Origin of the sequence: Methanoculleus sp. UBA413 (genome assembly GCF_002502935.1) — an archaeon.
In the GTDB taxonomy this organism is placed as follows: domain Archaea; phylum Halobacteriota; class Methanomicrobia; order Methanomicrobiales; family Methanoculleaceae; genus Methanoculleus; species Methanoculleus bourgensis.
In genome coordinates this window covers 19,429-41,536 of sequence record NZ_DAQR01000044.1, presented here as the reverse complement: position 1 = coordinate 41,536, position 22,108 = coordinate 19,429, and the positions used below count along the sequence as shown (strand labels likewise).

Annotated in this window: 25 protein-coding genes; 11 read left to right on the top strand and 14 right to left on the bottom strand. The window is 66.0% G+C overall.

Features of this window, described 5'->3' with window-relative positions:
• From mcrA to BP858_RS03470, 7 genes are all read left to right on the top strand, one after another.
• Nucleotides 1–1,532 (top strand): coenzyme-B sulfoethylthiotransferase subunit alpha (gene mcrA / locus BP858_RS03500; protein ID WP_286878853.1); only part of this gene is annotated, 1,532 nt, incomplete at its 5' end.
• Nucleotides 1,533–1,965: 433 nt separating this feature from the next.
• On the top strand, nucleotides 1,966–3,051 hold the full coding sequence (gene dinB / locus BP858_RS03495) for a DNA polymerase IV (protein ID WP_214166989.1): 1,086 nt from the start codon (nucleotides 1,966–1,968) through the stop codon (nucleotides 3,049–3,051).
• 57 nt (nucleotides 3,052–3,108) lie between these two features.
• A complete protein-coding gene (locus tag BP858_RS03490; RefSeq protein ID WP_014867417.1) occupies nucleotides 3,109–3,939 on the top strand; it encodes an SDH family Clp fold serine proteinase in 831 nt (276 codons plus the stop codon).
• Between the two features lie 31 nt (nucleotides 3,940–3,970).
• Nucleotides 3,971–4,399 carry an HNH endonuclease gene (locus BP858_RS03485; protein ID WP_286878852.1) on the top strand — a complete coding sequence of 143 codons (429 nt, stop codon included), beginning with the start codon at nucleotides 3,971–3,973 and terminating at the stop codon, nucleotides 4,397–4,399.
• 211 nt (nucleotides 4,400–4,610) lie between these two features.
• Nucleotides 4,611–4,985 (top strand): cyclophilin-like fold protein, encoded by a 375-nt coding sequence (locus tag BP858_RS03480; RefSeq protein WP_074174930.1) that lies wholly within the window; start codon nucleotides 4,611–4,613, stop codon nucleotides 4,983–4,985.
• A gap of 110 nt (nucleotides 4,986–5,095) precedes the next feature.
• Nucleotides 5,096–5,926, top strand: a complete 831-nt coding sequence (locus tag BP858_RS03475) for a tetratricopeptide repeat protein (RefSeq protein ID WP_074174931.1) — start codon at nucleotides 5,096–5,098, stop codon at nucleotides 5,924–5,926.
• A gap of 159 nt (nucleotides 5,927–6,085) precedes the next feature.
• Nucleotides 6,086–6,733: a PHP domain-containing protein gene (locus BP858_RS03470; RefSeq protein WP_074174932.1), complete on the top strand. Its 648-nt coding sequence runs from the start codon at nucleotides 6,086–6,088 to the stop codon at nucleotides 6,731–6,733.
• A 4-nt stretch (nucleotides 6,734–6,737) separates the two neighbouring features.
• Here BP858_RS03470 and BP858_RS03465 read toward each other — a convergent pair whose 3' ends face one another.
• From BP858_RS03465 to BP858_RS03425, 9 genes are read right to left on the bottom strand one after another with little or no spacing between them, the layout of a single operon-like run.
• Nucleotides 6,738–7,841 carry an ATP-NAD kinase family protein gene (locus tag BP858_RS03465; RefSeq protein WP_286878850.1) on the bottom strand — a complete coding sequence of 368 codons (1,104 nt, stop codon included), beginning with the start codon at nucleotides 7,839–7,841 and terminating at the stop codon, nucleotides 6,738–6,740.
• The gene (gene trpA, locus BP858_RS03460; RefSeq protein ID WP_286878849.1) at nucleotides 7,838–8,626 is read right to left on the bottom strand and encodes a tryptophan synthase subunit alpha; all 789 of its coding nucleotides are present in this window, start codon (nucleotides 8,624–8,626) and stop codon (nucleotides 7,838–7,840) included. Before trpA ends, BP858_RS03465 begins: the two co-directional genes overlap by 4 nt.
• Nucleotides 8,626–9,795 carry a tryptophan synthase subunit beta gene (gene trpB, locus BP858_RS03455; RefSeq protein WP_286878848.1) on the bottom strand — a complete coding sequence of 390 codons (1,170 nt, stop codon included), beginning with the start codon at nucleotides 9,793–9,795 and terminating at the stop codon, nucleotides 8,626–8,628. The genes trpA and trpB overlap by 1 nt, the downstream gene beginning before the upstream one ends.
• Entirely contained in the window at nucleotides 9,792–10,364 is a 573-nt protein-coding gene (locus tag BP858_RS03450) for a phosphoribosylanthranilate isomerase (protein WP_286878847.1), read from the bottom strand. Before BP858_RS03450 ends, trpB begins: the two co-directional genes overlap by 4 nt.
• Nucleotides 10,361–11,116 carry an indole-3-glycerol phosphate synthase TrpC gene (locus BP858_RS03445; protein ID WP_286878846.1) on the bottom strand — a complete coding sequence of 252 codons (756 nt, stop codon included), beginning with the start codon at nucleotides 11,114–11,116 and terminating at the stop codon, nucleotides 10,361–10,363. The genes BP858_RS03450 and BP858_RS03445 overlap by 4 nt, the downstream gene beginning before the upstream one ends.
• The gene (gene trpD, locus BP858_RS03440) at nucleotides 11,113–12,129 is read right to left on the bottom strand and encodes an anthranilate phosphoribosyltransferase (RefSeq protein ID WP_286878845.1); all 1,017 of its coding nucleotides are present in this window, start codon (nucleotides 12,127–12,129) and stop codon (nucleotides 11,113–11,115) included. The genes BP858_RS03445 and trpD overlap by 4 nt, the downstream gene beginning before the upstream one ends.
• Complete coding sequence (locus tag BP858_RS03435; protein ID WP_333582145.1) at nucleotides 12,126–12,710, bottom strand: aminodeoxychorismate/anthranilate synthase component II; 585 nt, start codon at nucleotides 12,708–12,710, stop codon at nucleotides 12,126–12,128. Before BP858_RS03435 ends, trpD begins: the two co-directional genes overlap by 4 nt.
• Complete coding sequence (locus tag BP858_RS03430; protein WP_286878854.1) at nucleotides 12,707–14,158, bottom strand: anthranilate synthase component I family protein; 1,452 nt, start codon at nucleotides 14,156–14,158, stop codon at nucleotides 12,707–12,709. The genes BP858_RS03435 and BP858_RS03430 overlap by 4 nt, the downstream gene beginning before the upstream one ends.
• Nucleotides 14,159–14,189: 31 nt before the next feature.
• The gene (locus BP858_RS03425) at nucleotides 14,190–15,548 is read right to left on the bottom strand and encodes a TrpB-like pyridoxal phosphate-dependent enzyme (protein ID WP_286878844.1); all 1,359 of its coding nucleotides are present in this window, start codon (nucleotides 15,546–15,548) and stop codon (nucleotides 14,190–14,192) included.
• A gap of 132 nt (nucleotides 15,549–15,680) precedes the next feature.
• Here BP858_RS03425 and BP858_RS03420 point away from each other — a divergent pair, with 132 nt between their 5' ends.
• A complete protein-coding gene (locus BP858_RS03420) occupies nucleotides 15,681–16,265 on the top strand; it encodes a metal-dependent hydrolase (RefSeq protein WP_074174941.1) in 585 nt (194 codons plus the stop codon).
• 234 nt (nucleotides 16,266–16,499) lie between these two features.
• Here the strand turns inward: BP858_RS03420 and BP858_RS03415 are convergent, their stop codons facing one another.
• Nucleotides 16,500–17,351, bottom strand: coding sequence for a class I SAM-dependent methyltransferase (locus BP858_RS03415; protein ID WP_286878843.1), 852 nt, complete (start codon nucleotides 17,349–17,351; stop codon nucleotides 16,500–16,502).
• Nucleotides 17,352–17,469: 118 nt separating this feature from the next.
• Here BP858_RS03415 and BP858_RS03410 point away from each other — a divergent pair, with 118 nt between their 5' ends.
• Genes BP858_RS03410 through BP858_RS03400 form a run of 3 tightly spaced genes read left to right on the top strand, consistent with a single transcriptional unit; the run spans nucleotide 17,470 to nucleotide 18,880 of the window.
• The gene (locus tag BP858_RS03410; protein ID WP_286878842.1) at nucleotides 17,470–17,928 is read left to right on the top strand and encodes a spore germination protein GerW family protein; all 459 of its coding nucleotides are present in this window, start codon (nucleotides 17,470–17,472) and stop codon (nucleotides 17,926–17,928) included.
• A gap of 21 nt (nucleotides 17,929–17,949) precedes the next feature.
• On the top strand, nucleotides 17,950–18,624 hold the full coding sequence (locus tag BP858_RS03405; RefSeq protein WP_286878841.1) for a DUF2953 domain-containing protein: 675 nt from the start codon (nucleotides 17,950–17,952) through the stop codon (nucleotides 18,622–18,624).
• The gene (locus BP858_RS03400; RefSeq protein ID WP_286878840.1) at nucleotides 18,617–18,880 is read left to right on the top strand and encodes a hypothetical protein; all 264 of its coding nucleotides are present in this window, start codon (nucleotides 18,617–18,619) and stop codon (nucleotides 18,878–18,880) included. Before BP858_RS03405 ends, BP858_RS03400 begins: the two co-directional genes overlap by 8 nt.
• 5 nt (nucleotides 18,881–18,885) lie before the next feature.
• On the opposite strand, the gene BP858_RS03395 is transcribed toward BP858_RS03400, so the two are convergent.
• The 4 genes from BP858_RS03395 to BP858_RS03380 form a co-directional block, all read right to left on the bottom strand.
• The gene (locus tag BP858_RS03395) at nucleotides 18,886–20,031 is read right to left on the bottom strand and encodes an ABC transporter permease (protein WP_286878839.1); all 1,146 of its coding nucleotides are present in this window, start codon (nucleotides 20,029–20,031) and stop codon (nucleotides 18,886–18,888) included.
• Nucleotides 20,028–20,696, bottom strand: coding sequence for an ABC transporter ATP-binding protein (locus BP858_RS03390; protein WP_286878838.1), 669 nt, complete (start codon nucleotides 20,694–20,696; stop codon nucleotides 20,028–20,030). The genes BP858_RS03395 and BP858_RS03390 overlap by 4 nt, the downstream gene beginning before the upstream one ends.
• 5 nt (nucleotides 20,697–20,701) lie before the next feature.
• A complete protein-coding gene (locus tag BP858_RS03385) occupies nucleotides 20,702–21,838 on the bottom strand; it encodes a COG1361 S-layer family protein (protein ID WP_286878837.1) in 1,137 nt (378 codons plus the stop codon).
• 1 nt (nucleotide 21,839) lies between these two features.
• Nucleotides 21,840–22,108: YIP1 family protein (locus BP858_RS03380; RefSeq protein WP_286878836.1), on the bottom strand; the 269-nt coding region annotated here is incomplete at its 5' end.

The window sequence follows — 22,108 nt, the reverse complement described above, 5'->3', positions numbered from 1 at the left end:
TCTCCATGTACGACCCCGAGCGCTGCCACCTCGGCGGTATCCCGATGGGCCAGCGCCAGCTGATGACCTACGAGGTCTCCGGCACCGGCGTCTTCGTTGAAGGCGACGACCTGCACTACGTCAACAACTCTGCCATGCAGCAGATGTGGGACGATATCAGGAGAACGGTCATCGTCGGCATGGACCTTGCCCACCAGACCCTGCAGAAGCGTCTGGGCAAGGAGGTTACCCCCGAGACGATCAACGAGTACCTCCATATCTTAAACCACGCCATGCCCGGCGCAGCGGTTGTCCAGGAACACATGGTCGAGACCCACCCCGGCCTCGTCGACGACTGTTACGTCAAGGTCTTCACCGGTGACGACGATGTCGCAGACGACATCGAGCCCCAGTTCCTGCTGAACATCGAGAAGCTCTTCCCCGCCAAGCAGGCCGAGGAGCTCAAGGCAGAAGTCGGCAAGGGTATGTACCAGGCCATCCACATCCCGACCGCGGTCTCGCGGACCTGTGATGGTGGAACGACCTCCCGGTGGTCTGCGATGCAGATCGGTATGTCCTTCATCGCCGCCTACCGGATGTGCGCCGGTGAGGCAGCCGTCGCTGACCTCTCCTTCGCTGCAAAGCACGCAGGCGTCGTCCAGATGGCCTCGCTCCTGCCCGCACGGCGTGCCCGTGGCCCGAACGAGCCCGGTGGTATCAAGTTCGGTCTCTTCGCCGATATCGTTCAGGCGAACCGGAAGTACCCCAACGACCCCGCCAAGGCTGCCCTTGAGGTCGTCGGCGCCGGAACCATGCTCTTCGACCAGATCTGGCTCGGTTCCTACATGTCCGGCGGTGTCGGATTCACCCAGTACGCGACCGCGGCCTACACCGACAACATCCTCGATGAGTTCACCTACTACGGTATGGACTACATCAAGGACAAGTACAAGGTCGACTGGAAGAACCCGAGCCCGAAGGACAAGATCAAGCCGACCCAGGATGTCGTCAACGACATGGCAACCGAGGTCACCCTCAACGCCATGGAGCAGTACGAGCAGTTCCCGACCATGATGGAGGACCACTTCGGCGGGTCCCAGCGTGCCGGTGTCATCGCCGCTGCGTCCGGTCTCACGACCGCCATCGCAACCGGCAACTCGAACGCCGGTCTCAACGGATGGTACCTCTCGATGCTCCTGCACAAGGACGGCTGGTCGCGTCTCGGCTTCTTCGGCTACGACCTCCAGGACCAGTGCGGGTCTGCAAACTCGCTCTCCATGGAGCCCGACCGCGGTCTAATGGGCGAGCTGCGTGGTCCGAACTACCCGAACTACGCGATGAACGTCGGTCACCAGGGCGAGTACGCCGCAATCGTCGGCGGTTCTCACTACGGGCGCGGCGACGCGTTCTGCTACAGCCCGCTCGTCAAGGTCTGCTTCGCCGACCCGGCCCTGAAGTTCGACTTCGCCGAGCCCCGCCGCGAGTTCGCGAAGGGTGCAATCCGCGAGTTTATGCCTGCCGGTGAGCGTTCGCTCATCATCCCGGCAAGGTAAACTCCTCCATAACCCCCTTTTTAGGTGCACGTCCTCACAATCCGCGATCGCAAGCATTCCTGCCGATCAGCTGGAGAAGGTGGAGCGAGTGGTTCTCACTCGCCCACGTATTATCAGGTTTTAAATTCGTATTACAGAGTCAGTGACTTTTCCTGTTCTTCTTCAGATTTTACCGTTCCCGGACCCCTGATCTGCCCGCCCCGGTCACCGGGAGGCGCGCGGGGTTCAGGGCGGGGCGGCATTGCACCGGTGAGCGGGGTGGGGGGTTCCGGGAACGAGACTCCGTGTCAATGCCTGGAGCATTTCGCCTTAACTTGAGGGTGCGTGGGAGTGATCGCCGGTCTCACGCGGAAGCATGCGGGACCCGGCGAACGCGCTATATCACCATACCCCCAAACACTATCACAGCATACCGGGGGAGACCTTCGCGCAAATGACAACCGATGGCCGGATCATCATGCACGTGGACATGGACAGTTTCTTCGCTTCAGTGGAGATCCGCCGCGCCCCGTCCCTTGCCGGCAGGCCGGTGATCGTGGGCGCCGACCCGAAGGGAGGGGCGGGCCGTGGGGTCGTGAGCACCTGCTCCTACGAGGCCCGCCGCTACGGGGTGCACTCAGGTATGCCCATCTCCCGGGCGTATACCCTCTGCCCGCACGGTGTCTACCTCCCGGTGAACCGCCCGCTCTACTCCCGCGTCTCGGATGAGATCATGGCGATCCTCAGCGAGCGTGCCGACCGCATCGAGCAGGTGAGCATCGACGAGGCCTACCTCGACGTCACCAGTGCCGGCAGTTTCCCGGCGGCGGAGGCGCTTGCCACCGCAATCAAGCGGGACATCAGGGAAGCCGAGGGGCTCACCTGCTCCATCGGCATCGCGCCGGGCAAGGTTGCGGCAAAGATCGCATCCGACTACTGGAAACCGGACGGGCTGACGGTCGTCTCCCCGGACGAGGTCGCGGCGTTTCTCGCCCCCCTGCCGGTGGGAAAGATCCCCGGGGTCGGGAAGAAGACGGGCGAGGATCTGGCCGGGATGGGCGTCCTGACCATCGGTGACCTGGCCCGTTCTGATGTCCAGGCCCTCATCGCCCGGTTCGGCAGGTCCGGGATCAGGCTGCACCGTCTCGCCCGGGGCATCGATGATGCGGAGGTGCAGGCCCGGGAGGGGTGCAAATCAGTCTCCCGGGAGACGACGTTTGATGAGGATACTGCCGATCCGGACCTTCTCTCCGCGACCATCGCCGACCTTGCCGATGAAGTTGCCGGGGCGCTCGCGGCCGATGGTCTCCGGTGCCGGACCGTCACGGTCAAGGTCAGGTACCGGGGGTTTGAGACGCACACCCGGTCACTGACACTGGACCGGTTCACCGCGGACCCGGAGGTTATCAGGCGGACCGCGGGCGATCTCCTCCTCCCGTTCCTCAACGGCACCGAGGTCAGGCTCCTCGGGGTCAGGCTCTCGGGGTTTGAGGACAGCCGCACCCGGCAGACCTCGATCGACGAGTTCCTCCCTTCCTGACGATGGGCCCGCGGTGCGAACGTTCTTTACCCTGGGTGCGCACAGGTGACGCGGAGCATGCCCGATATCTGGACCGTGCTGCTGATCGCCGTCATCCTCCTCCTCTTCGCGGTGCCGGTCATCCAGCAGCAGATGACCCGGGCCCGCCGCCTGCGGGCGATCCGGGGCCTGGAGGTGAAACGAGGTACCCGGGTCATCGCCCTCATCCACCGCCAGGAGAGGGTTGCGTTTCTCGGTATCCCGTTCTATCGCTACATTGACATCAACGACTCTGAGGAGGTTCTCCGGGCGATCCGGCTCACCCCGCCGGAGATGCCGATCGACTTCATTGTCCACACCCCCGGGGGCCTCATCCTCTCCTCGGAGCAGATCGCGATGGCGCTCCAGCGTCATCGGGGGAAGGTGACGATCTTTGTCCCGCACTACGCCATGTCGGGCGGGACGCTCCTCTGCCTCGCCGCCGACGAGGTGGCGATGGACGAGAACGCCGTGCTCGGCCCGGTCGACCCCAGGATCGGAGAATACCCGGCCTCGTCGATCCTGCGGGTCCCGCGTCTGAAACCGCCGGAGGAGATCGATGACACAACCTTTATCCTGGTCGACATAGCGGCGAAGGCCCAGAACCAGATGCGGGAGTTCGTGGCCGGCCTGCTCCGGGACCGGATGGAGACCGAGCGGGCGGACAGCCTTGCACGCCTGCTCACCGAGGGGCGGTGGACTCACGACTACCCGATAACCTTTGAGCAGGCACGGGAGTTCGGGCTCCCGGTCACCCCCGGTATCCCCGCCGGGATCTACCAGTTGATGGACCTCTTCCCCCAGGCGATGCCCCGCCGCCCGTCGGTCGCCTACGTCCCGGTCCCCTACAGTGAGGAGGAGAACGAGTAGTTATCCCGTATCCCGAGAGAGATCATCTAACGTGACCACCGACCTGCAGCTCAGCCTTGATGCGTTTGACCGCACGCTGCCTCCTCTCTGCTCCGGCCACCCGGACCGGAACGGCTTCCTCAGGCTCTGCTACCAGTGCCCGTTCGCCGTCCGCGAGGACGGTTCTGTCTTCTGCGAGGAGTTCGGGATCTCCATCAGGGCGCGGGAGAAGTACGCTCTCCGGGGGTGGAAGGCGGTGCGGACCGCGATCCTGGAACGCGACGGGGAGCAGTGCGCCATCTGCGGCGGAGCCAAAGACCTCCACGTCCATCACATCGACCTGGACCCGACACATGACGCCCTGGCAAACCTCATCACGCTCTGCGGCATCTGCCACGCCCGGGTGCATACCGACCTCCACCGGGAGGGGGGTGCCGTGCGGGTGGCGCAGGTGATCGCAGCGGTGCGGCGGCGGGGGTAACTCCCGCAAAAACCCACAATCCCGTGAGGATTATCTGGTCCGGTCACCGTATTGTGTAGGTTGCAGGGGGCTGATGGCTGCCGCACGCGAAGTACGTGGGGGGGCGCGAAGAGTGACAATGAGGAGGAACTACACGCTCTTCGCGGCTTCGCGTGACGCAACAATCGCATGGAAATATGAGATGCAATGATCCAGCAGCAGGAGGATCACCATGCCGACCGATATCGTCATCCTGGTAGACGACCGCCCGTTCGAGGCGGAGCTCTTCGATACCCCCGCCGCCACCGAGATCCTCAGGGTGCTCCCGATCGACGCGGCCCCGGAGGAGTGGGGCGACGAGTTGTATTTTGCGGTCCCGGTAGCGCTGCCGCCGGACGAGACCGCCACCACCCTGGTCGATCCCGGGGATATCGGCTACTGGCCGCCGGGACGGGCGCTTGCGATCTTCTTCGGCCCCACGCCCCTGAGCACGGACGACCGCCCTGTGCCTGCAGGCGCGGTGAACCTGGTAGGAAGGCTCACCTGCGACCCGGCGTCGCTCCGCGGCGCACGCGGCGCCCGGCAGATACGGGTGGCCCGGCGGTGAGTATCCCCCTCATCCAGGGCCCTCTCTCCCGGCCTGTCGTCGCCGGGGACGGGGGAACGGTTATATTATATGCCCGCCACCAGTAGCCTGACCACGGGGGGATGTCCGGAATGGGAATTACAGGAAAACTCTTCGGAAGGGGCGAGCCCGAAGACCGGGCGGGGCCGGGAACTGATACGGCGGTGAGCAGGCAGGCGGTTTCTCTCGCCCAGCAGGGGCGGTTTTGTGAGGCGATAGCCTGTTTTGACCGGGTGCTCGAGCGCGATCCGGAGAACGTGAAGATGTGGAACAACAAGGGCGTCTTCTTCGATCTCCTCGGCAGGGACGAGGAGGCGCTGGCCTGCTGGGAGAAGGCGCTCTCGATCGACCCTGACTTCGCTCCTGCCTGGGTCTCCCGGGGGATGCTGCACCGGCGTCGCAACCGGCTCGATGAGGCGCTCGTCTGCTACGACCGTGCCCTGGCGCTCAACCCCAACTCCGCGGTCGCCTGGTACAACCGGAGCGGGATATTTACCGCGATGCGCCGCCTGGATGACGCGGTCGCCTGCTACGAGCGGGTGCTTGCGATCGATCCGCACTTTGTAGCGGCCTGGATCGATCTCGGCTACGCACGCTTCCTCCAGCACCGGCACGAGGAGGCCATCACCTGTTACGACCGGGCCATCGCCGACGACCCCGAGAATGTCCGCGTCTGGAGCCTGAGGGGGGGTGCCCTGTATGCGCTCGGGGAATACCGGCAGGCGCTCGCCTGTTTTGACCGGGTGCTCTCGCTCGATCCACGGTATGCCGCCGGATGGAGCATGAAGTGCAGCGTCCTCTACCACCTTGGGATGTATCGCCACGCGCTTGCGTGCGCCGATAAAGCGCTTGAGATCAACCCCTCCTGTGAACTGACCGCAGAGGTCCGAAAATTGCTCCTCTCCCTCATCGAGAAGTGGTGAGGGGCCCCGGGGTTGGTTGTGGGGCAACGCTGCATGCAGATATCAGCCACAGTGGTGCAATAGTTCTCCATACCGGGAAAGGCAAATATTGTTCTACCGACTATTGTATAGAGACCCGCACCGGGAGATCCCGGTTCCCCCACGGATGATGACCTTTTTATGATACAACCAGTACCCCGGGCCCCGAACGAGACCGTGCTCCTCGACATGCATGTCCACTCCGACTACTCCATCGACTCGGTGGTGAGCGTGGGTGCCATCGTCCGGGCATGGGAGAGGTCGGGCATCCTCCCGCTGGTCTGCGACCACAACAGCATCGCGGGGTCCCGGGAGGTGTATGCCCGGATCAGGGGGCGGGACCCTGATATCACGGAGATCCTCGCCGAAGAGATCCTCACCCGGGACGGCGAGATCATCGGTGCGTTCCTCACCGAAGAGATCCCTCCCGGCCTCTCGGCCGCGGAGACTCTTGACGCCATAGACGACCAGGGTGCCCTCTCCATCGTCCCGCACCCCTTCTGCACCCACCGGTTGTGCACGATCGATCAAGGGGTCCTGCAGGACGTCATCGACCGGATCGATATCGTCGAGGGCTACAACGCCCGGAACCGCTCACCGGAAGCAGATATCGAATCCCGGGCGTTTGCCGGTGAGCATAAAAAACCGGTCTCTGCCGGCTCGGACGCTCACACCCACATCGAGTTTGCCGGAGCCCTTGTCGCCGTCGCCCCCTTCGAGGGGCCGGAGGACCTTCTTTTGAACCTGAAAGACGCTCCCGTATGGTGCCGCCCGGCGAACGAAAGATGACCCCTCAGCGGTGATGGGCGACCCGCTTCCGCTGTGCGATCCGGTAGCCTGATACCACCGCAATCGAGTCCCCGAACTCCCCATCCAGCGCCGGATCGCCGCTGTCCACGTAGAGCGCCGGGGTCCCGGCGAGTTTTGCCGGTGTCCCCACCACGATGATCCTCCCGGGACCGCCGGCCCGCCTGACCACCGCCGGGCTGATCTGCTGGTTCCCCCGGCCGAGGATGAACCCCTGCGCCCCGATGGGGCTTGCGATGATCCGTGCGGCGGCCGCACCCGTAAGATGGGAGAGGATCGTCCGCTCGTCGGCGTCCTTTGCGACTACTCTTCCGTTCATGACCAGGTCGACGCCGAGCAGCGTCCCCTCGAGTCCGATCTGCGCAAGGATCGCCTCTGTGGTGCTCCCGGCGCCGACGATATAGAGGATCTCCGGGTTCATCACCTCAGCGATGAACCTGGCGATCTCTCGCTTCGCCCGCTCGTCGTCGACCTCCTCAAAGACCGCCTTCGCCCCCTGGACCCGCCCCGGGAGGTAAGGAACCCGTGCCGCCCCGTAGAACCTGACCGCAAGCCTCCCTTCCCGGTAGGCCTCCTCATCGACGTCGAGGACATCGGCGTCGCGGAGCCGGGCCGCATCAAGCCCGATGACGACCGCGGCGGCCGCGGCAGGGTTGACCGCAAAGACCGCCGAGTACATCTTCACCCCGGCCGGGATCCCGAGGACGGGCACCGACCGCCCCACCGCATCGAGGACGTCACGGGCGGTCCCGTCGCCGCCGCAGAAGAGGATCAGGTCGACCCTGGCGGCGGCGAACGCCCTGCAGGCTTCCCGGGTATCCGCGGCCGTCGTCGGCTCTCCGGGGGTGAAGACAACCTCATACCCTGTGATCCCCGCCGCATCGAGGGCATCGGCCCCCATCGCCCCGGCGGGCGTGAGGAACCGGATACCCCGACCCGCAAGGAGCCTGAGGGCTTCGGCGGCCCGGGAGGAAGCCCGGGGGACCGCCCCCCGGCGGAGCGCCTCCGCGGCCTGGCCGTCAGTCCCCTTGAGCCCCACGGCGCCGCCCATCCCGGCGATGGGGTTTGTCAGGAGACCGATGGTCGTCATGGCCGCCCCGTCATCCCGGCAACGTAGTCCCGGACCGCCTGCACCATCGCCTCCCCGCCGCCGGGGTTCTCCCCGATGATCCGGACAACGGCGCTCCCGACGACGACCGCGTCCGCACCGGCGGTCGTTATCGCCCGGACGTGCCCGGGCCGGGAGACCCCGAACCCGACGGCAAGCGGGAGATGTGTCTCCTGCCTGAGTGTCCCGATCAGGCCTGCAAGGTGCGCCGGGAGGTCGTCCCGCACACCGGTCACCCCCTCGACCGCGACCAGGTAGACGAACCCCGACGCACCGGCGAGGATCTGACGCCGGCGGGCTGCCGATGTCGTCGGGGCGATGAGCCTGATGAGGTCAAGACTGTGCCGGGCCGCGGCGGCCGAGAGGTCCCCGGACTCTTCGGGTGGGAGGTCGACGACCAGGAGACCGTCGGCCCCCGCCCCCGCGGCCCGGGCGGCGAACCGGTCCCACCCCTGCCTGAAGACGATGTTTGCATACGTAAAGAGGACGACCGGCACCGGGGCGTAGGCCCGGATCGCCTGCACCAGGTCGAACGTCGCATCCGGGGTCATCCCGGCGGCGAGCGCCCGCTCGTGGGCCTGCTGGATGACCGGGCCGTCGGCCATGGGGTCAGAGAAGGGGACGGCGACCTCGAGGATACCGGCCCCGGCATCGATCATCGCCTTCGCGACGGTAAGCGACGTTGCCGGGTCAGGGTCGCCGGCGACCAGGAACCCGACGAATGCCGGACCGTTCCGGCCCGCGAATGCGGCGGCGAGCCTGCTCATCAGGCCACCCCGTCCAGCCGGGCCACATCGGGGACATCCTTGTCGCCCCGGCCCGAGAGGTTGATCACGAGGATGCCGTCAGGACCCAGGTCAGCGGCGGCCCGGCAGGCGTAGGCGACCGCGTGGGCAGACTCGAGCGCCGGGATGATCCCCTCCCGGCGGGAGAGGTAGCGGAACGCGTCCAGCGCCTCCCGGTCGGTGACGGCCTCGTACCTGACCGCTCCCCGCTCCTTCCAGGAGGCGTGTTCAGGGCCGACGCCCGGGTAATCGAGGCCTGCCGCGACCGAATGGGTCTCCCGCACCTGCCCGTCGCCGTCCTGGAGGAGGTAGGAGAGCGCGCCCTGGAAGATCCCGGGCGAACCCCCGCAGATCGACGCCCCGTGCCGGGGGGTCGAAAGGCCGTCCCCGGCAGCCTCGACACCGACGAGGGCGGGACCGACGCCGATGAACGGCGCAAACATACCGGCGGCGTTCGACCCCCCGCCGACGCAGGCGACGATCATGTCAGGCAGCCTCCCCTCCCGGTCAAGGACCTGCCGCCTCGTCTCCTCCCCGATAACCGACTGGAAGTCCCTGACGATCGAGGGGAAGGGGTGCGGCCCCACGCAGGAGCCGAGCAGGTAGTGGGTGTCCCGGACGTTCGTCACCCAGTCTCGCATCGCCTCGTTCACCGCGTCCTTCAGGGTCCGGGTCCCTGCGGCGACCGGGTGGACCGTGGCGCCGAGGAGACGCATCCGGTAGACGTTCAACCGCTGCCTCTCTGTATCGACCTCGCCCATGTAGACCTCGGCGGGGAGACCGAGGACCGCACCAGCCATCGCGGTCGCCACACCGTGCTGCCCGGCCCCGGTCTCGGCGATGAGCCGGCGTTTGCCCATGAATTCTGCGAGCAGCCCCTGGCCGAGGGTGTTGTTTAATTTGTGCGCTCCACCGTGGAGCAGGTCCTCCCGCTTCAGGTAGACCCGGCACCCGAGGTCGCGGGAGAGGTTTGCACAGAAGGTGAGCGGGGTCTCCCTCCCCGCGTACTCGGTCAGGTAGAACGAGAGCCTTCTTACGAAAGCCGGGTCTTCCCTGGCCCGTCGGTAGGCCTCATCGAGTTCCATGAGCGCTTCCATCAGCGTCTCGGGGACGTACTGCCCCCCGAACGCTCCAAATCGACTTTGTATCATACACTACTCTCCCTGCATGCCAGAAGAAACGCCCTGACCCGTCTGGGGTCCTTCACGCCGGGGCGTGACTCCACCCCCGAGGCGACGTCCACCCCGTAGGGACGGAGGGCATCTATCGCGTCCCTGACGTCCTCCGGCGTAAGCCCGCCGGCGAGGATCACCGGCACCGCTGATTGTTCCATGACGTGCCGGGCATAATCTTCGTCGAACCGGAGCCCGGTCCCCCGGCTTCCATCGACCACCACGGCGTCGCAGTTCTCCGGGACCGGGTCGCCGGGTGCGACCGACCTGATGACCCTGACCCCGGCGCCGGGCGGAACCTCGCAGTCTGCCGGAACCTGGACCGCACCCGGCCGCAGCCTGAGGATCCCCTCGATCCCGGCGGATGATGTGGTCGCCGTCACCGCGACCGTGACGACCAGGGGGCCGACGGCGGCAAAGATCGCTGCCGCCCGCTCCGGTGAGACCGACCGGGGAGAGGGGCTTTCAAGCACGACACCGATCGCGTCGGCCCCACAACCGGCGGCCATGAGGGCGTCGCCGACCGTGGTGACGCCGCAGACCTTCACGCGAATACAAACCCCTCCAGTCTTCTCCTCCGGTCCCGGGCGTTCATGATCGCCGACCCGACGAGGAAGGCGTCGCAGCAGTCCCTGAGGCTCCGGACATCGTAGGGCCAGAGGATCCCGCTCTCAGAGACGACGAGCCTCCCCTCGTCCCTGATGAATCCGGCAAGCCGCCGCGTGGTGGAGAGGTCGACCTTGAGCGTGCCGAGATCGCGGTTGTTGATCCCGACCAGGTCCGCCCCGGTGGCGAGCGCCACCTCAACCTCGTCGCGGTTCCGGACCTCCACCAGTGCGTCAAGCCCTGCCTCGTGGGCGGCCTCCACGAACCGAGGGAGGTCGTCACCGAGCACCCGGGCGATCAGGAGGATCGCGTCGGCCCCCATCGCCCGGGTCTCGGCGACCTGCCGCTCGTCGACGATGAAGTCTTTCCTGAGCACCGGGAGGGGGACCGCGGCGCGGACGCGGATGAGGTTTGCGGCGCTCCCCGCGAAGAACGAGGGTTCGGTCAGGACCGAGACCCCTACCGCTCCAGCGGCGGCAAACTCGACTGCCAGCGCCTCTGGCGGGGAGGTGCATGCCGCCCGCCCCCCCGAGGGGGAGGCGTACTTCACCTCCGCGATGATTGCGATACGGTCGGTGCAGGAGCGGATCGCGTCCGCGAGGCTCCGGGCCGGGGCGGGATGGGTCTGGTGGAGGTCGGCCGGGATCGTCGCCACCCGCTCCCTCGTGCTCCGGAGGATGTCGTCGATGATCACGACGCACCCCCGGCAACCTCGATCAACCGCTTGAGCCGGTCGAGCGCAGCCCCCGAGTCGATCGACTCAGCCGCACGGGCGATCCCCCCGGCGAGATCGGCGGCCTTCCCACCGAGGTAGACCGCCGCCCCGGCGTTGAGGAGGACGATATCCCGGGCCGGCCCCCCGTCGCCTGCGAGGACCGAGAGGAGGATCCGGGCGTTCTCCTCAGGCCCGCCGCCCCGGAGGGCGGCGGCGGGAGACCGCGGGATACCATATTCGGTGCAGTCGAGGGTGTAGGTCAGGACCGCCCCGTCCCGGAGCTCCGCGACGACCGTCGGCCCGGTCGTCGTGATCTCGTCCAGACCCGCGCCATGGACCACCATCGCCCGCCTGGCCCCGAGGTCGCCGAGCACCCGGGCGACCGGGGCGGTCAGGCGGGGATCGTAGACGCCGAGGAGGTGTGCCCCGACGCGGCCTGGGTTCGTGAGGGGGCCGAGGAGGTTGAAGACCGTCCTGATCCCGATCTCCTGCCTGGCCGACCGGGCGTGCTGCATCGCCGGGTGGTAGGCCGGGGCGAAGAGGAACGCGATCCCGGCAGCCGCGAGAACGTCCGGGACCCGGTCGGGCGGTGTCGTGACCGGGACCCCGAGCGCCTCGAGGACGTCGGCCGAACCGCACCGGCTTGATACCCCGCGGTTCCCGTGCTTCACGATGGAGACCCCTGCACCGGCAGCGACGAAGGCGGCCGCGGTGCTGATGTTGAACGTCCCCGCACCGTCACCCCCGGTCCCGCAGGTATCGACCCGCGCTTCCGGGGCCGGGAGGGAGACCGGGACGGCGGCAGCCCGCATCACCCTGGCGAACGCCGCGATCTCGGCTTCGGTCTCCCCCTTCATCCGCAGCGCCGTGAGGAACCCGCCGATCTGGGCGGGGGTCGCGGCGCCCCGCATGATCTCCTCCATCACCCCTGTCGCCTCGGGCGGGGTGAGGTCGGTGCCGGAGGAGACCCGGGCGATCGCCTCCCTGATCATGCCCGGTCCTCCGTGCCGGAGAGGAAGTTTGCCATCAGCCGGTTCCCGTCGGGGGTGAGAATGCTCTCCGGGTGGAACTGCATCCCATGAATCGGGAACTCCCGGTGCCGGACGCCCATGACCGCGCCGTCGTCGTCGCTCCTGGCGGTCACTTCGAGGCAGTCAGGGACCGTGGCCGGGTCGATGACGAGCGAGTGGTAGCGTGTCGCGACAAGGGGGTTTCCTACCCCCGCGTAGAGCCCGGCACCGTCGTGCCGGATCACCGACTGCTTCCCGTGCATCGGCCTGCCGGCCCGGGTGATCTGCGCCCCGAAGGCAAGCCCGATCGCCTGGTGGCCGAGGCAGACCCCGAGCGTCGGGACGGTGCGGCTGATCGTGGTGAGGATCGCCTGGTAGAGCGCAACATCCCGGGGATGCCCCGGCCCGGGTGAGAGGACGACCCGGTCAAACCCGGCGAAGCGGAGCCGGTCGGGCGGTGTATCGCCCTGCACCACAACCGGTTCGGCCCCGAGCATCCCGATCTGCTGGCAGAGGTTGTGGGTGAAACTCCCGTAACCGTCGACGACGAGCACCCGCATCATTGCACCTCCGTTGCACCGAGCGCAGCAAGCATCGCCTGCCCCTTACTCCTGGTCTCGGCCCACTCCCGGCCGGGGTCAGAGTCGGCCACGATCCCGGCCCCCACCTGGATGGATGCGACGCCGTCCCGGACGACGACCGTCCTGATGGCGATCGCAAGGTCCATCGTTCCTGAGAAACTGATGTAGCCGGCCGCTCCCGCGTAGACCCCACGCCTGAGCTCCTCCATCTCTCTGATGACCTGCATCGCCCTGACCTTCGGGGCGCCCGAGACGGTTCCCGCCGGGAAACAGGACCGCAGAGCGTCGAAGCGGTCGCACCCCTCCCTGAGCGTGCCCGAGACCGTGGAGGCGATATGCTGGACATGCGAGAACCGCTCGACGGCCATGAACCCCTCCACCGCGACGCTCCCGAACGCCGAGACCGCCCCGACGTCGTTCCGTGCCAGGTCGACGAGCATGATGTGCTCGGCGCGCTCCTTCTCGTCGGCGAGGAGTTCGGCAGCCAGCCGGTCGTCCTCCGCCGGGGTCGATCCCCGCGGCCTGGTCCCGGCGATCGGGACCGTCGTCACCCGATCCCCCTCTACCCGGACGAGCATCTCGGGGCTGCTCCCTGCGACCGTGAGGTCCCCGAAGTCCAGGTAGTACATGTAGGGGCTCGGGTTTTTCGCCCGGAGCCGCCGGTAGATGCCGAACGGGTCGCCCCCGGTGGGGCAGGTGAGCCTCCGGGAGAGGACCGCCTGGAAGATATCGCCTGCCGCGATATGCTCCTTGATCCGCAGGACCGCATCCGAGAACTCATCAGCGGTGCAGGATGACGACGCCGTGACCCCGGTCGGGTCCGGTCCGGCCGGAGGCGCCGGGGAGAGATCGCGTATCCGGGCTGCGCCGGCTGCGACCGCATCGGCGGCCCTGGCGTACTCCTCCTCTGCATCGTCCCCGTCGGTGATGAGCAGGTTCCTGACGACCGCGAGCCGCCCGCTCTGGTGATCAAGGGTGAGGCAGTCCAGCGCCAGCATGAACCGGGCGACCGGTTCCTCCACCGCTCCCGGCAGGACCGCCGGGTAGATCGACGAGACGAGGTCGTAGGAGAAGTAACCGGCAACCCCTCCCGAGAACGGGGGGAGCGGCGCCGGAGCGGCCTGGAACCGCCCCATGAACGAGCGGAAGGCATCTATGGCGTCGGCTGCCTCGATATCCCCGGCGATATCGCGTATGCGGGAGTCGCCTGAGACCGTCACCCCTCCGTCGGAGGTCACGGCGACGGTCGCGGCCGGGGCGGTGCAGATGAACGAGTAGCGGGCGAACTTCCCGCCCCCCTCGAGCGACTCGAGCAGGAATCCCGGGCCTTCCCTGAGGGAGGCGTAGAGGTCTGCCGGCGGGGCCGCGGGGAGCGGGAGTTCAACGAATACCGGGACGACGAGGGAGCGTCCGCCCGGGTTCCGGTTCAGCTCTCTTCGAGCCCTCTCCAGTCCACCGGCATCACCCCGTCACCGGCAGCCGGGAGAGCGATTCCTTGATCAGCTCCACCGGGTACTCGTAGTCGGCGAGCATCCCCGCGAAATACGCTTCGTAGGAGGAGAAATCGAAGTTGCCGTGCCCGGAGTTGTTGAAGAGGATCACCTTTGCCTCGCCGGTCTCCCGGCACCTGAGGGCCTCGTCGATCGCGGCCTTCACCGCGTGGGCCGCCTCGGGCGCGACGACGATCCCCTCGGTCCGGGCGAAGGTCACGGCAGCCTCGAAGACCTCGTTCTGGTAGTAGGCGACCGGCCTGATGACGCCGTCGTGGGCGAGCCTGGATACGAGCGGCGACGCCCCGTGGTAGCGCAGGCCGCCCGCGTGGATCGCCGGCGGGACGAAGTCGTGGCCGAGGGTGAACATCTTCATGATCGGGGTCAGCCCCGCGACATCCCCGTAGTCGTAGGTGTAGAGCCCCTTCGTCAGGGTCGGGCATGCTGCAGGCTCCACAGCGATGATCTCGGTATCGGGGTGTTTTCCCGTGATCTTTTCGCCTGCAAACGGGAACGAGATCCCGGCGAAGTTCGAGCCGCCGCCGACGCACCCGATCACGACGTCGGGGTAGGCCTCTGCAACCGCGAGCTGCTGCTTTGCCTCCTGGCCGATGATCGTCTGGTGGAGGCAGACATGGTTGAGGACTGAGCCGAGCGCGTAGTTGGTGTTATCGTGGCTCGCCGCGTCCTCGACCGCCTCTGATATGGCGATACCGAGGGAGCCCGGGGTGTCGGGGTCGCGGCCGAGCACCATCCGGCCCGACCGGGTCTTCAGCGACGGGCTCGGGATGCACTCGGCGCCGTAGACCTGCATCATGCTCTTCCGGTAGGGCTTCTGCTCATACGAGCTCCTGACCATGTAGACGGTGCACTCCATATCAAAGAGGCTTGTTGCGAACGCAAGCGACGAGCCCCACTGGCCCGCCCCGGTCTCGGTCGCGAGCCGCTCGATCCCCTCCTCGCGGTTGTAGTAGGCCTGGGGGATGGCGGTGTTGGGCTTATGCGAGCCCGGCGGGCTTACGCCCTCCCACTTATAGTAGATCTTCGCCGGGGTTTTCAAGGCCGCTTCAAGCCTTCTTGCCCGGTAGAGGGGGCTCGGTCTCCAGAGGGTGAGGATATCCCGGACCTCGGCCGGGATATCGATGTAGCGCTCTCTGCTCATCTCCTGCCTGATCAGTTCCATCGGGAAGATGGGGCGGAGGTCGTCGGGGGTTGCCGGTTTCCCGGTCGCCGGGTGGAGGGGCGGGTCCAGGGGTCGTGGAAGATCGGCCTGGATGTTGTACCACCGCTTCGGCATCTCCCCCTCGTCAAGGAGGATCTTCGTCTGCATGCCTTCATGGTGTACTCTGTACTGATATATACATTACGCATCAATAATGGACATTGCAGTACCATTCTGTGCCGCATCACCCTCTTCCGCACCGGGAAAAAGGGTATATGGCTGCCCTGCCACTGGGTGCCGATGTATCTCCTCGCCCACGTCATGGCCGGCATCCTCATCGGCCTTGTGCTGGCAGGTCTTGTCGGTGACCGGAGGGTTGTCGCGCTCGCCGCACTGGGCGCCGTGCTCCCCGACCTGGTCGACAAGCCTCTTGGGCACATCATCCTCGCCGGGACGGTCGACTACGGCAGGATATACTTCCACGGCCTCACCATCCTCTTCCTGATCGTTCTCGCCGGCCTCCTCCTCTACCACTACCACCAGAGGATCGGCCTCCTTGCGGTAGCTGCGGGCATGGCGAGCCACCAGGTCCTCGACGGGATGTGGCACAACCCGGTCACCTGGTTCTGGCCGTTCCTTGGGCCAATCCCCCGGCACTACTACCCCGAGGGCTACCTCCAGGATGCCATCTGGCGGCAACTCTCCCAGCCGAGCGAGTGGGTCTTTCTCTTCCTGGTCATCGGGCTGTTTGCCGTCCTCTACCGGCGAGAACTAAAAACCGTTGTCAACCGGCTCGCAAGCCCCCCCGCCCGCCGGGCAGTCGTTGCCGTGCTCGTCCTCGCCGTCATTGCCGCACTGGCCGCAGGCTGGCGGTTCCTGCTCTGAGGGTTTCGGTAGGGGAGCTATAGAAGCTCACGCGGAAGCCACGCGGGAGAACGCGAAGGGGGTGTGGAGCGTTCATGGGGCAGAGCGAGAGGCTGTACGCAGGAAAGCGTCCTATTCCCCGGGCTCGCCCCCTCCCCGCACAAGTCGGACCCGGGGCACGATGGAACAGAGCAGGGGCCCTCCCAGTTGCCAACCCGGGGAGATCTTTATGGAAATTGTAGCTGCAATACTCCCCTACCCCTGCTTCCGCCACCATATCGCGGCATACGTCGATCGCCCGACCAGAGCGAGCCCGTCGTCCTGCCTGAGGAGGTGCCTGCGGAAGTAGTCGCGGAGAACCTCTCGCTGCCGTGGTGTCTCCACGCTCATCCGAGGAGCGAAGTGGTCGACCGCGTCCTCCACGGTCGCAAAGAGGGTCCTCTCGTCCATCGGGCGCATCAGGACGTTTGCGTAGATCCCCATGCCGTAGAGGACGTTGAAGAGACAGTCGGCCTTCGGCCTTGGGTGGTATGGCGCCCCGTGCAGGTCTTCCCAGAGCGCGAGGTAGAGCTGCTCCCAGGGCGGTTCGTCGGCGAACCAGTAGAGGTGGACCGACCCAAACTTAGAGACAACCGCATCCATCGCGGCGAGCGCCGACCTGATATCAGGTATGGTAAGCGAGAACGAGGCGACCACCCGGTCGTAAGGCGGCGCAAGAGCGCGGTCCGGGTTGATCTCCTCCCAGGGGGCATGGATGGTGGTTATCGCGGTGATCCCCTCCCGCTCAGCCGCCGCCCTGAGTTCGGCGAGCATCCCCTCTGCAGGATCGACCGCCGTCACCCGGGCACCGGCCCGGGCAAGCGGCAGGGCGAGGGTCCCGGGCCCGGACCCGATATCGAGCACCCGGTCGCCCGGAGAGACGCCGAGGTCCTGCAGGGTCCAGGCAACCCGGTGGGCATGATCAGCCTCCGACCGGGCGGCGTACCGCCGGGCCTGCTCCCGGTCGCCCCAGAGGTCGGCCCCCTCCCGGAAGTTCCGGGTCGACCGGTTCAGGGCGAGCCTCCGCTTCCAGACCTCGTTCCAGTCCACAGCGATATCATCCTTCATCTGCCTTTTCGGTCGCCCTGTGAGCGTAAGTAGGTATCCATACACCCCCGATACGCGCCCTGCAGCCCCGGGAAGACCCCAACCATTATATATACGGCCGGAGACTGGAATACCTGTGGTGAATAGTGTGACTGGCGAATCGATGCTCCAGATAACCGTTGATCAACTTGCACGAACACTCTGCGCGAGCGCCATCCTCGGTGCCCCGGTTGAGGCCGGCGACCGGGTTATCATCCCGGTAGCCGAGTTTGGGTTCGGGTTCGGCGGCGGCGAAGGCACAGGAGGTATCAGGGAAGGCAAGCAGAGCGGCGGGTCTGGAACCGGCGGCGGAGGCGGCATATCGGCCGTCGCTCTGGTCCTCGTCAACAAGGGTGTGCCCGGCCCTGAGGGCATCCAGGTAATATCACTCAAGAAGAAGAGCGAGATCGCCGAGGTGATCACGACGCTCGGGGAGACGGTCGGCCCGCACATCTCAAAAGCCATCGAGAAGGGCGGCGAGATGATGATGCAGCGCAAGGGTGGGGCACCGGAGAAGACGGGGAAAGAGATCCCGATCAGCGGCGAGGAAGAGGTATAGAGTCCTCATAACCTCTTTTCTATGGCCGCGACCCTTCTCGTCATTATCCTGCTTATCATCGCTGCCATCATCCTCGCTCTCCTGCTTGCCCTCTACCTGGTCCCGGTGACTGTCGAGACCGTCGCCGGATGCACACGGGAGAGCGCCGCGGCGACGGCTGTCGTAGCCTGGGGCATCCTGGGAGCGAGGGTCAGGTTCGCCGACGGTGTGGGGGTACTTGAGGTCCTCATCGCCGGTCGCCTGGTCATGACCCGGGACCTTGCGGAGATGGTCGCCGCTCCGCCGCCGGAGAAGGAGAAGAAAGAAGAGCGGAAGCCGCCCCTCCCGGTGAGGGAATACCTCAACGCCGCCGTTGACCTCTGGCCGCATCTCCGGAAGGTCATCGCCGCCGCATTCCGGTCGCTCTACCTTGAGACGCTCCGCGGGGACGTCACCCTCGGCCTTGAGAACCCCGCTGATACCGGCATGATCTACGGCTACTGCACCGCTCTCCGCTACGCCCTCTGGCCTGCGGAAGCGGTCGACTTTGTGATGACACCGGTCTTTGATCACGAGGTCTTTGAGGGGTCCTTCACGCTCAGGATGCAGGTCCGCCGTCCGCTCCTGATCATCATCCCGGTCGCAAGCGCCCTTCTGCAAAAACCGGTCAGGCAGCGGCTCCGTCAGGTATCAGGGAGAGGTGCTCCGGGTGCGTGAGGAGGAAGAGCAGGGCGACCTCGTCATCGGCGGTGCACGCCGGGTCGGGGACCGCTGCATCATCCCGGTTGTCAGGACGCTTGCTCTCTCCCGGGGGGGAGCCGCCGTGGTCAGCCTGACGCCGGTTGCGTTGCTGTTTTCTGAAGGCGAGGACGAGTATATCGCGCTCCTCCCGGGAGCGCCCCCTGATACCGGGGAGATCATCGGCACCCTTCATGACGATATCGAGCGAGAAAAAGAGAAGTCTTCGGGGTAAGACCGTCACTCGTGACGAAGCGCCTGGATAGGGTTTAAGTGCGCCGCCTTCCAGGCCGGGTAGAGGCCGGAGGCCGCGCTCGTAATGATGCCAAACGCCATCCCGAAGACGATGTAGAGGAGGCTTGTTGGGTTGAAGAGGTAATCCGGGTTCCCGACAAGGACTGCCGTCATCAGGTACCCGGTGCCGAAACTCAGCACCCCCCCGATGATGGCGCCCGCAACCCCGAGGATCATCGCCTCGTAGATGAACATCCGCATCACCTCGTTCCGGCGGGTGCCGATGCTCCGCAGGACACCGATCTCCTTGATCCGCTCGGTGACCGACATCATCATGACGTTGAGGATCGAGACCCCGGCGACGATGAGCGATATCGCGCCGATGCCCATCAAAAAGACCGTGATCGAGTCGGCAGCCGCAAAGACGCTCTCGAGGATCGCTTTCGTGTCCATGACGTTGACGACATCCTCCCGCCGGTTCATCTTCTCCTCGATCCCCTCCTTGACCGCGTCGAGGTCCTTGACGTCCCGGACCTTCACGATGACCTGGTCGTACTCGTCCTCGTCGTAGTGGTTCGAGTACCACCGGTAGGGCACGATGATAGCGTAGTCTGGATTGATGTCAAACCCCATCCCCCGCTCCTTGAGCACGCCCGTCACCCGCAGGGTCTCGTTCCCGATCTGGACCCGGGCACCGAGTTTGAGGCCGGTCTCCTTACTGTTCTCGGCGAGCTTGCTCCCGATCATGCACCCGGCGCCTGTGTCTCTTGGGTAGGTCCCTGCCTCCTTCTCGAGCAGGAAGGGGATATCCGCGGCAGGCATCGCGTAGATCATGGCGCCGCTCTTTGTCTCGCCCACGGTTACCGTATCAAAGGTGCTTGCGAACGGTATGACACGGTTGGAACCGGCCGCCCGGGCGATATCGTTGACCTGCCGTTCGGTGAACGCCGTGGTGCCCGAACTCATCGCCGGGGAGACGACGATGGTATCGCCGACGTCGGTGACCATGTCGTTGAACATGAGACCGATACTGTTGCCGAGGATGCCCATCGAGGCGATCGCGATGACGCCGATGACGATCCCGGTGACCGCGAGGATCGACCTGAGCCAGTGGCGGCTGACGTTCCGGCGAGCGAGGTCGAAGAAGGTCATGCCAGCCTCCCGTCCACGATCCTGACTGTCCGGTCGGCATACTCGGTCATCCGGGGGTCATGGGTGACCATGACGACGGTCTTGCCCTCCTCACGGTTCATCCGGGCGATGAGATCCATGATCGCGGTCCCGGTCTTTGTGTCCAGGTTCCCGGTCGGCTCGTCGCAGAGGAGGAAGTCGGGATCGTTTGCGAGCGCCCGGGCGATCGCCACCCGCTGCTGCTGCCCGCCCGAGAGTTCGCCGGGTTTGTGAGTGAGATGCGTCTCTGTGATCCCGACCGCCCGGAGGACCTCGATCGCTCGCTCCCGGTCCCCTGTCTGCCTGCCTTTCAGGATGAGCGGGTACTCGACGTTCTCGACCACCGAGAGGAGCGGGATGAGGTTGAACTGCTGGAAGACAAACCCGATGTGATCCCGCCGCATGAGGGTCAGTTCGTCGTCGCTCATCCTGCTGATCTGCTTTCCGGCGATGGTGACCTCGCCTGAGGTCGGGACATCGAGCGAGCCCATGATGTTTAGGAGCGTCGATTTCCCGGACCCCGACGGCCCCATGACCAGGACGAACTCGCCCTTCTCGATGGCGAGATCGATGCCGGCGAGCGCCACAACGTCGCCGGCCGGGAGGGGGTAGACCTTGGTGACGTTATCGAAACTGATGACCGGCATCGTCGTTACTTCCGTCTCCAGGAGTAGTAGATGGCCCCGATGACGCCGATAGCGATGAGGACCGCGATGACCACGCCGGCTATGGGAAAGCCGCCGTCGCGCTCCTTCGTGGGCGTCGCCGCGCCGCCGCCGACCTCGACCATCGTGGTCATCGTGTAGCGGTTCCCGTCGCTGTCGCGGTACTCGACGATGACCGGGATCTCAGTCGCGTTCCCATCAGCCTTGAACGTCACCTCGAACGGGGCGGCGTCGTCAGGGTCGAGGGTGCCCACCACGTAGACCCTGAAGGGGTCGGTGGGGATGGCAGGTGCTCCCGGGGTGATGAGCACCGAGCGTGCGGGCTCGAGGCCGGCGTTCGTGACGTCGCCCACGATCCGGTATCCCCCGGCCTCCGGCGTCACCTCGACGTTGGTGACGAAGAGGTCCGCCTGCCGCTTGTCCTCGCCGAAGGTGACCGGCAGGGTGAGGTCGATGGAGTGGGTGTTGATGCCGTTGCGCCAGAGCACCTTGAAGGTGACGTCCGTCTCGTCTGCCGGGGTCAGGTTGAAGACGGCGGTTCCGGACCCGTCTGCGACGAGAGCGCCGATGAACGCGCCGGTTGGGGTGACGGTAAACCCGGCCCCCCGCGGGATCACCTGGACGCCGGATACGCCGTTCGGGCGGGGGTTGCCGACCCTGACGGTGATGTCGGCCGTTCTTCCTTCAGAGAAGGTGTCAGGCTTCCCGACGATCGATGCGGTGAGGGGGGTATCCTCGACCTGGACCGGGACCGGGTAGCGGAGGTTGCCGCCGTCCTGGAAGTCGATGACGAAGACGGGGTAGAACGTCCCCTCGCCCCCGTCCGCCCGGACGGTGAAGGTGAAGGTCTTTGTTGTGCCGGCGCCGATGTCCCCGACTGAGGGGTAGGAGTCGCTCAGAGCCACGACCCCGCTGCCGTAGAGCCGGGCGCTCCGGACGGCGACGCTATCGGCACCATTGTTCTTGACCTCCACCGTGAGCGTCCCGGTGTCGCCTTTCATCAGGACTGAAGGGTCGAGCGTGGAGGAGGTCACCGCGATGTCGGCAGGCCCTGCAGAGGCGGGCATGGCGGCTGCGGCGACGATGCATATGAGTGATATGATCACGAGGTGAAGCAGTTTCATCTTACAGCCATCCGGCGAGTGTGATAAGGATATAGGCGATATAGAGCGCCACCGGTATCCCGACGGTGAGGGCCGCGTTCCGCGTCGAGAGGTTGCGCGCGTATTTCATGCCGAAGATCCAGATGTTCGCGCTCCAGAGAACAAAGAGGATACCCACGAGCCCGGCGATCTGCGTCAGGGGGTCGGCCGCAATGATGCCTGCTAGGCTCTCGGACACCTCAGCGATCTGCTCGGGGTTTGTTATCGGGGGGATTGTCAGGTTCGATATGA

Bases quoted from the DNA above. Each gene is read 5' to 3' on its own strand.
- BP858_RS03425 (WP_286878844.1), bottom strand. From the start codon at position 15,548: ATGCAGACGAAGATCCTCCTTGACGAGGGGGAGATGCCGAAGCGGTGG.
- BP858_RS03465 (WP_286878850.1), bottom strand. From the start codon at position 7,841: ATGACGACCATCGGTCTCCTGACAAACCCCATCGCCGGGATGGGCGGC.
- trpD (WP_286878845.1), bottom strand. From the start codon at position 12,129: ATGATCAGGGAGGCGATCGCCCGGGTCTCCTCCGGCACCGACCTCACC.
- BP858_RS03420 (WP_074174941.1), top strand. From the start codon at position 15,681: ATGTATCTCCTCGCCCACGTCATGGCCGGCATCCTCATCGGCCTTGTG.
- BP858_RS03470 (WP_074174932.1), top strand. From the start codon at position 6,086: ATGATACAACCAGTACCCCGGGCCCCGAACGAGACCGTGCTCCTCGAC.
- dinB (WP_214166989.1), top strand. From the start codon at position 1,966: ATGACAACCGATGGCCGGATCATCATGCACGTGGACATGGACAGTTTC.
- BP858_RS03415 (WP_286878843.1), bottom strand. From the start codon at position 17,351: ATGAAGGATGATATCGCTGTGGACTGGAACGAGGTCTGGAAGCGGAGG.
- BP858_RS03405 (WP_286878841.1), top strand. From the start codon at position 17,950: ATGGCCGCGACCCTTCTCGTCATTATCCTGCTTATCATCGCTGCCATC.
- trpB (WP_286878848.1), bottom strand. From the start codon at position 9,795: ATGATACAAAGTCGATTTGGAGCGTTCGGGGGGCAGTACGTCCCCGAG.
- BP858_RS03475 (WP_074174931.1), top strand. From the start codon at position 5,096: ATGGGAATTACAGGAAAACTCTTCGGAAGGGGCGAGCCCGAAGACCGG.
- BP858_RS03385 (WP_286878837.1), bottom strand. From the start codon at position 21,838: ATGAAACTGCTTCACCTCGTGATCATATCACTCATATGCATCGTCGCC.
- BP858_RS03480 (WP_074174930.1), top strand. From the start codon at position 4,611: ATGCCGACCGATATCGTCATCCTGGTAGACGACCGCCCGTTCGAGGCG.
- BP858_RS03395 (WP_286878839.1), bottom strand. From the start codon at position 20,031: ATGACCTTCTTCGACCTCGCTCGCCGGAACGTCAGCCGCCACTGGCTC.
- BP858_RS03390 (WP_286878838.1), bottom strand. From the start codon at position 20,696: ATGCCGGTCATCAGTTTCGATAACGTCACCAAGGTCTACCCCCTCCCG.
- BP858_RS03435 (WP_333582145.1), bottom strand. From the start codon at position 12,710: ATGATGCGGGTGCTCGTCGTCGACGGTTACGGGAGTTTCACCCACAAC.
- BP858_RS03490 (WP_014867417.1), top strand. From the start codon at position 3,109: ATGCCCGATATCTGGACCGTGCTGCTGATCGCCGTCATCCTCCTCCTC.
- trpA (WP_286878849.1), bottom strand. From the start codon at position 8,626: ATGAGCAGGCTCGCCGCCGCATTCGCGGGCCGGAACGGTCCGGCATTC.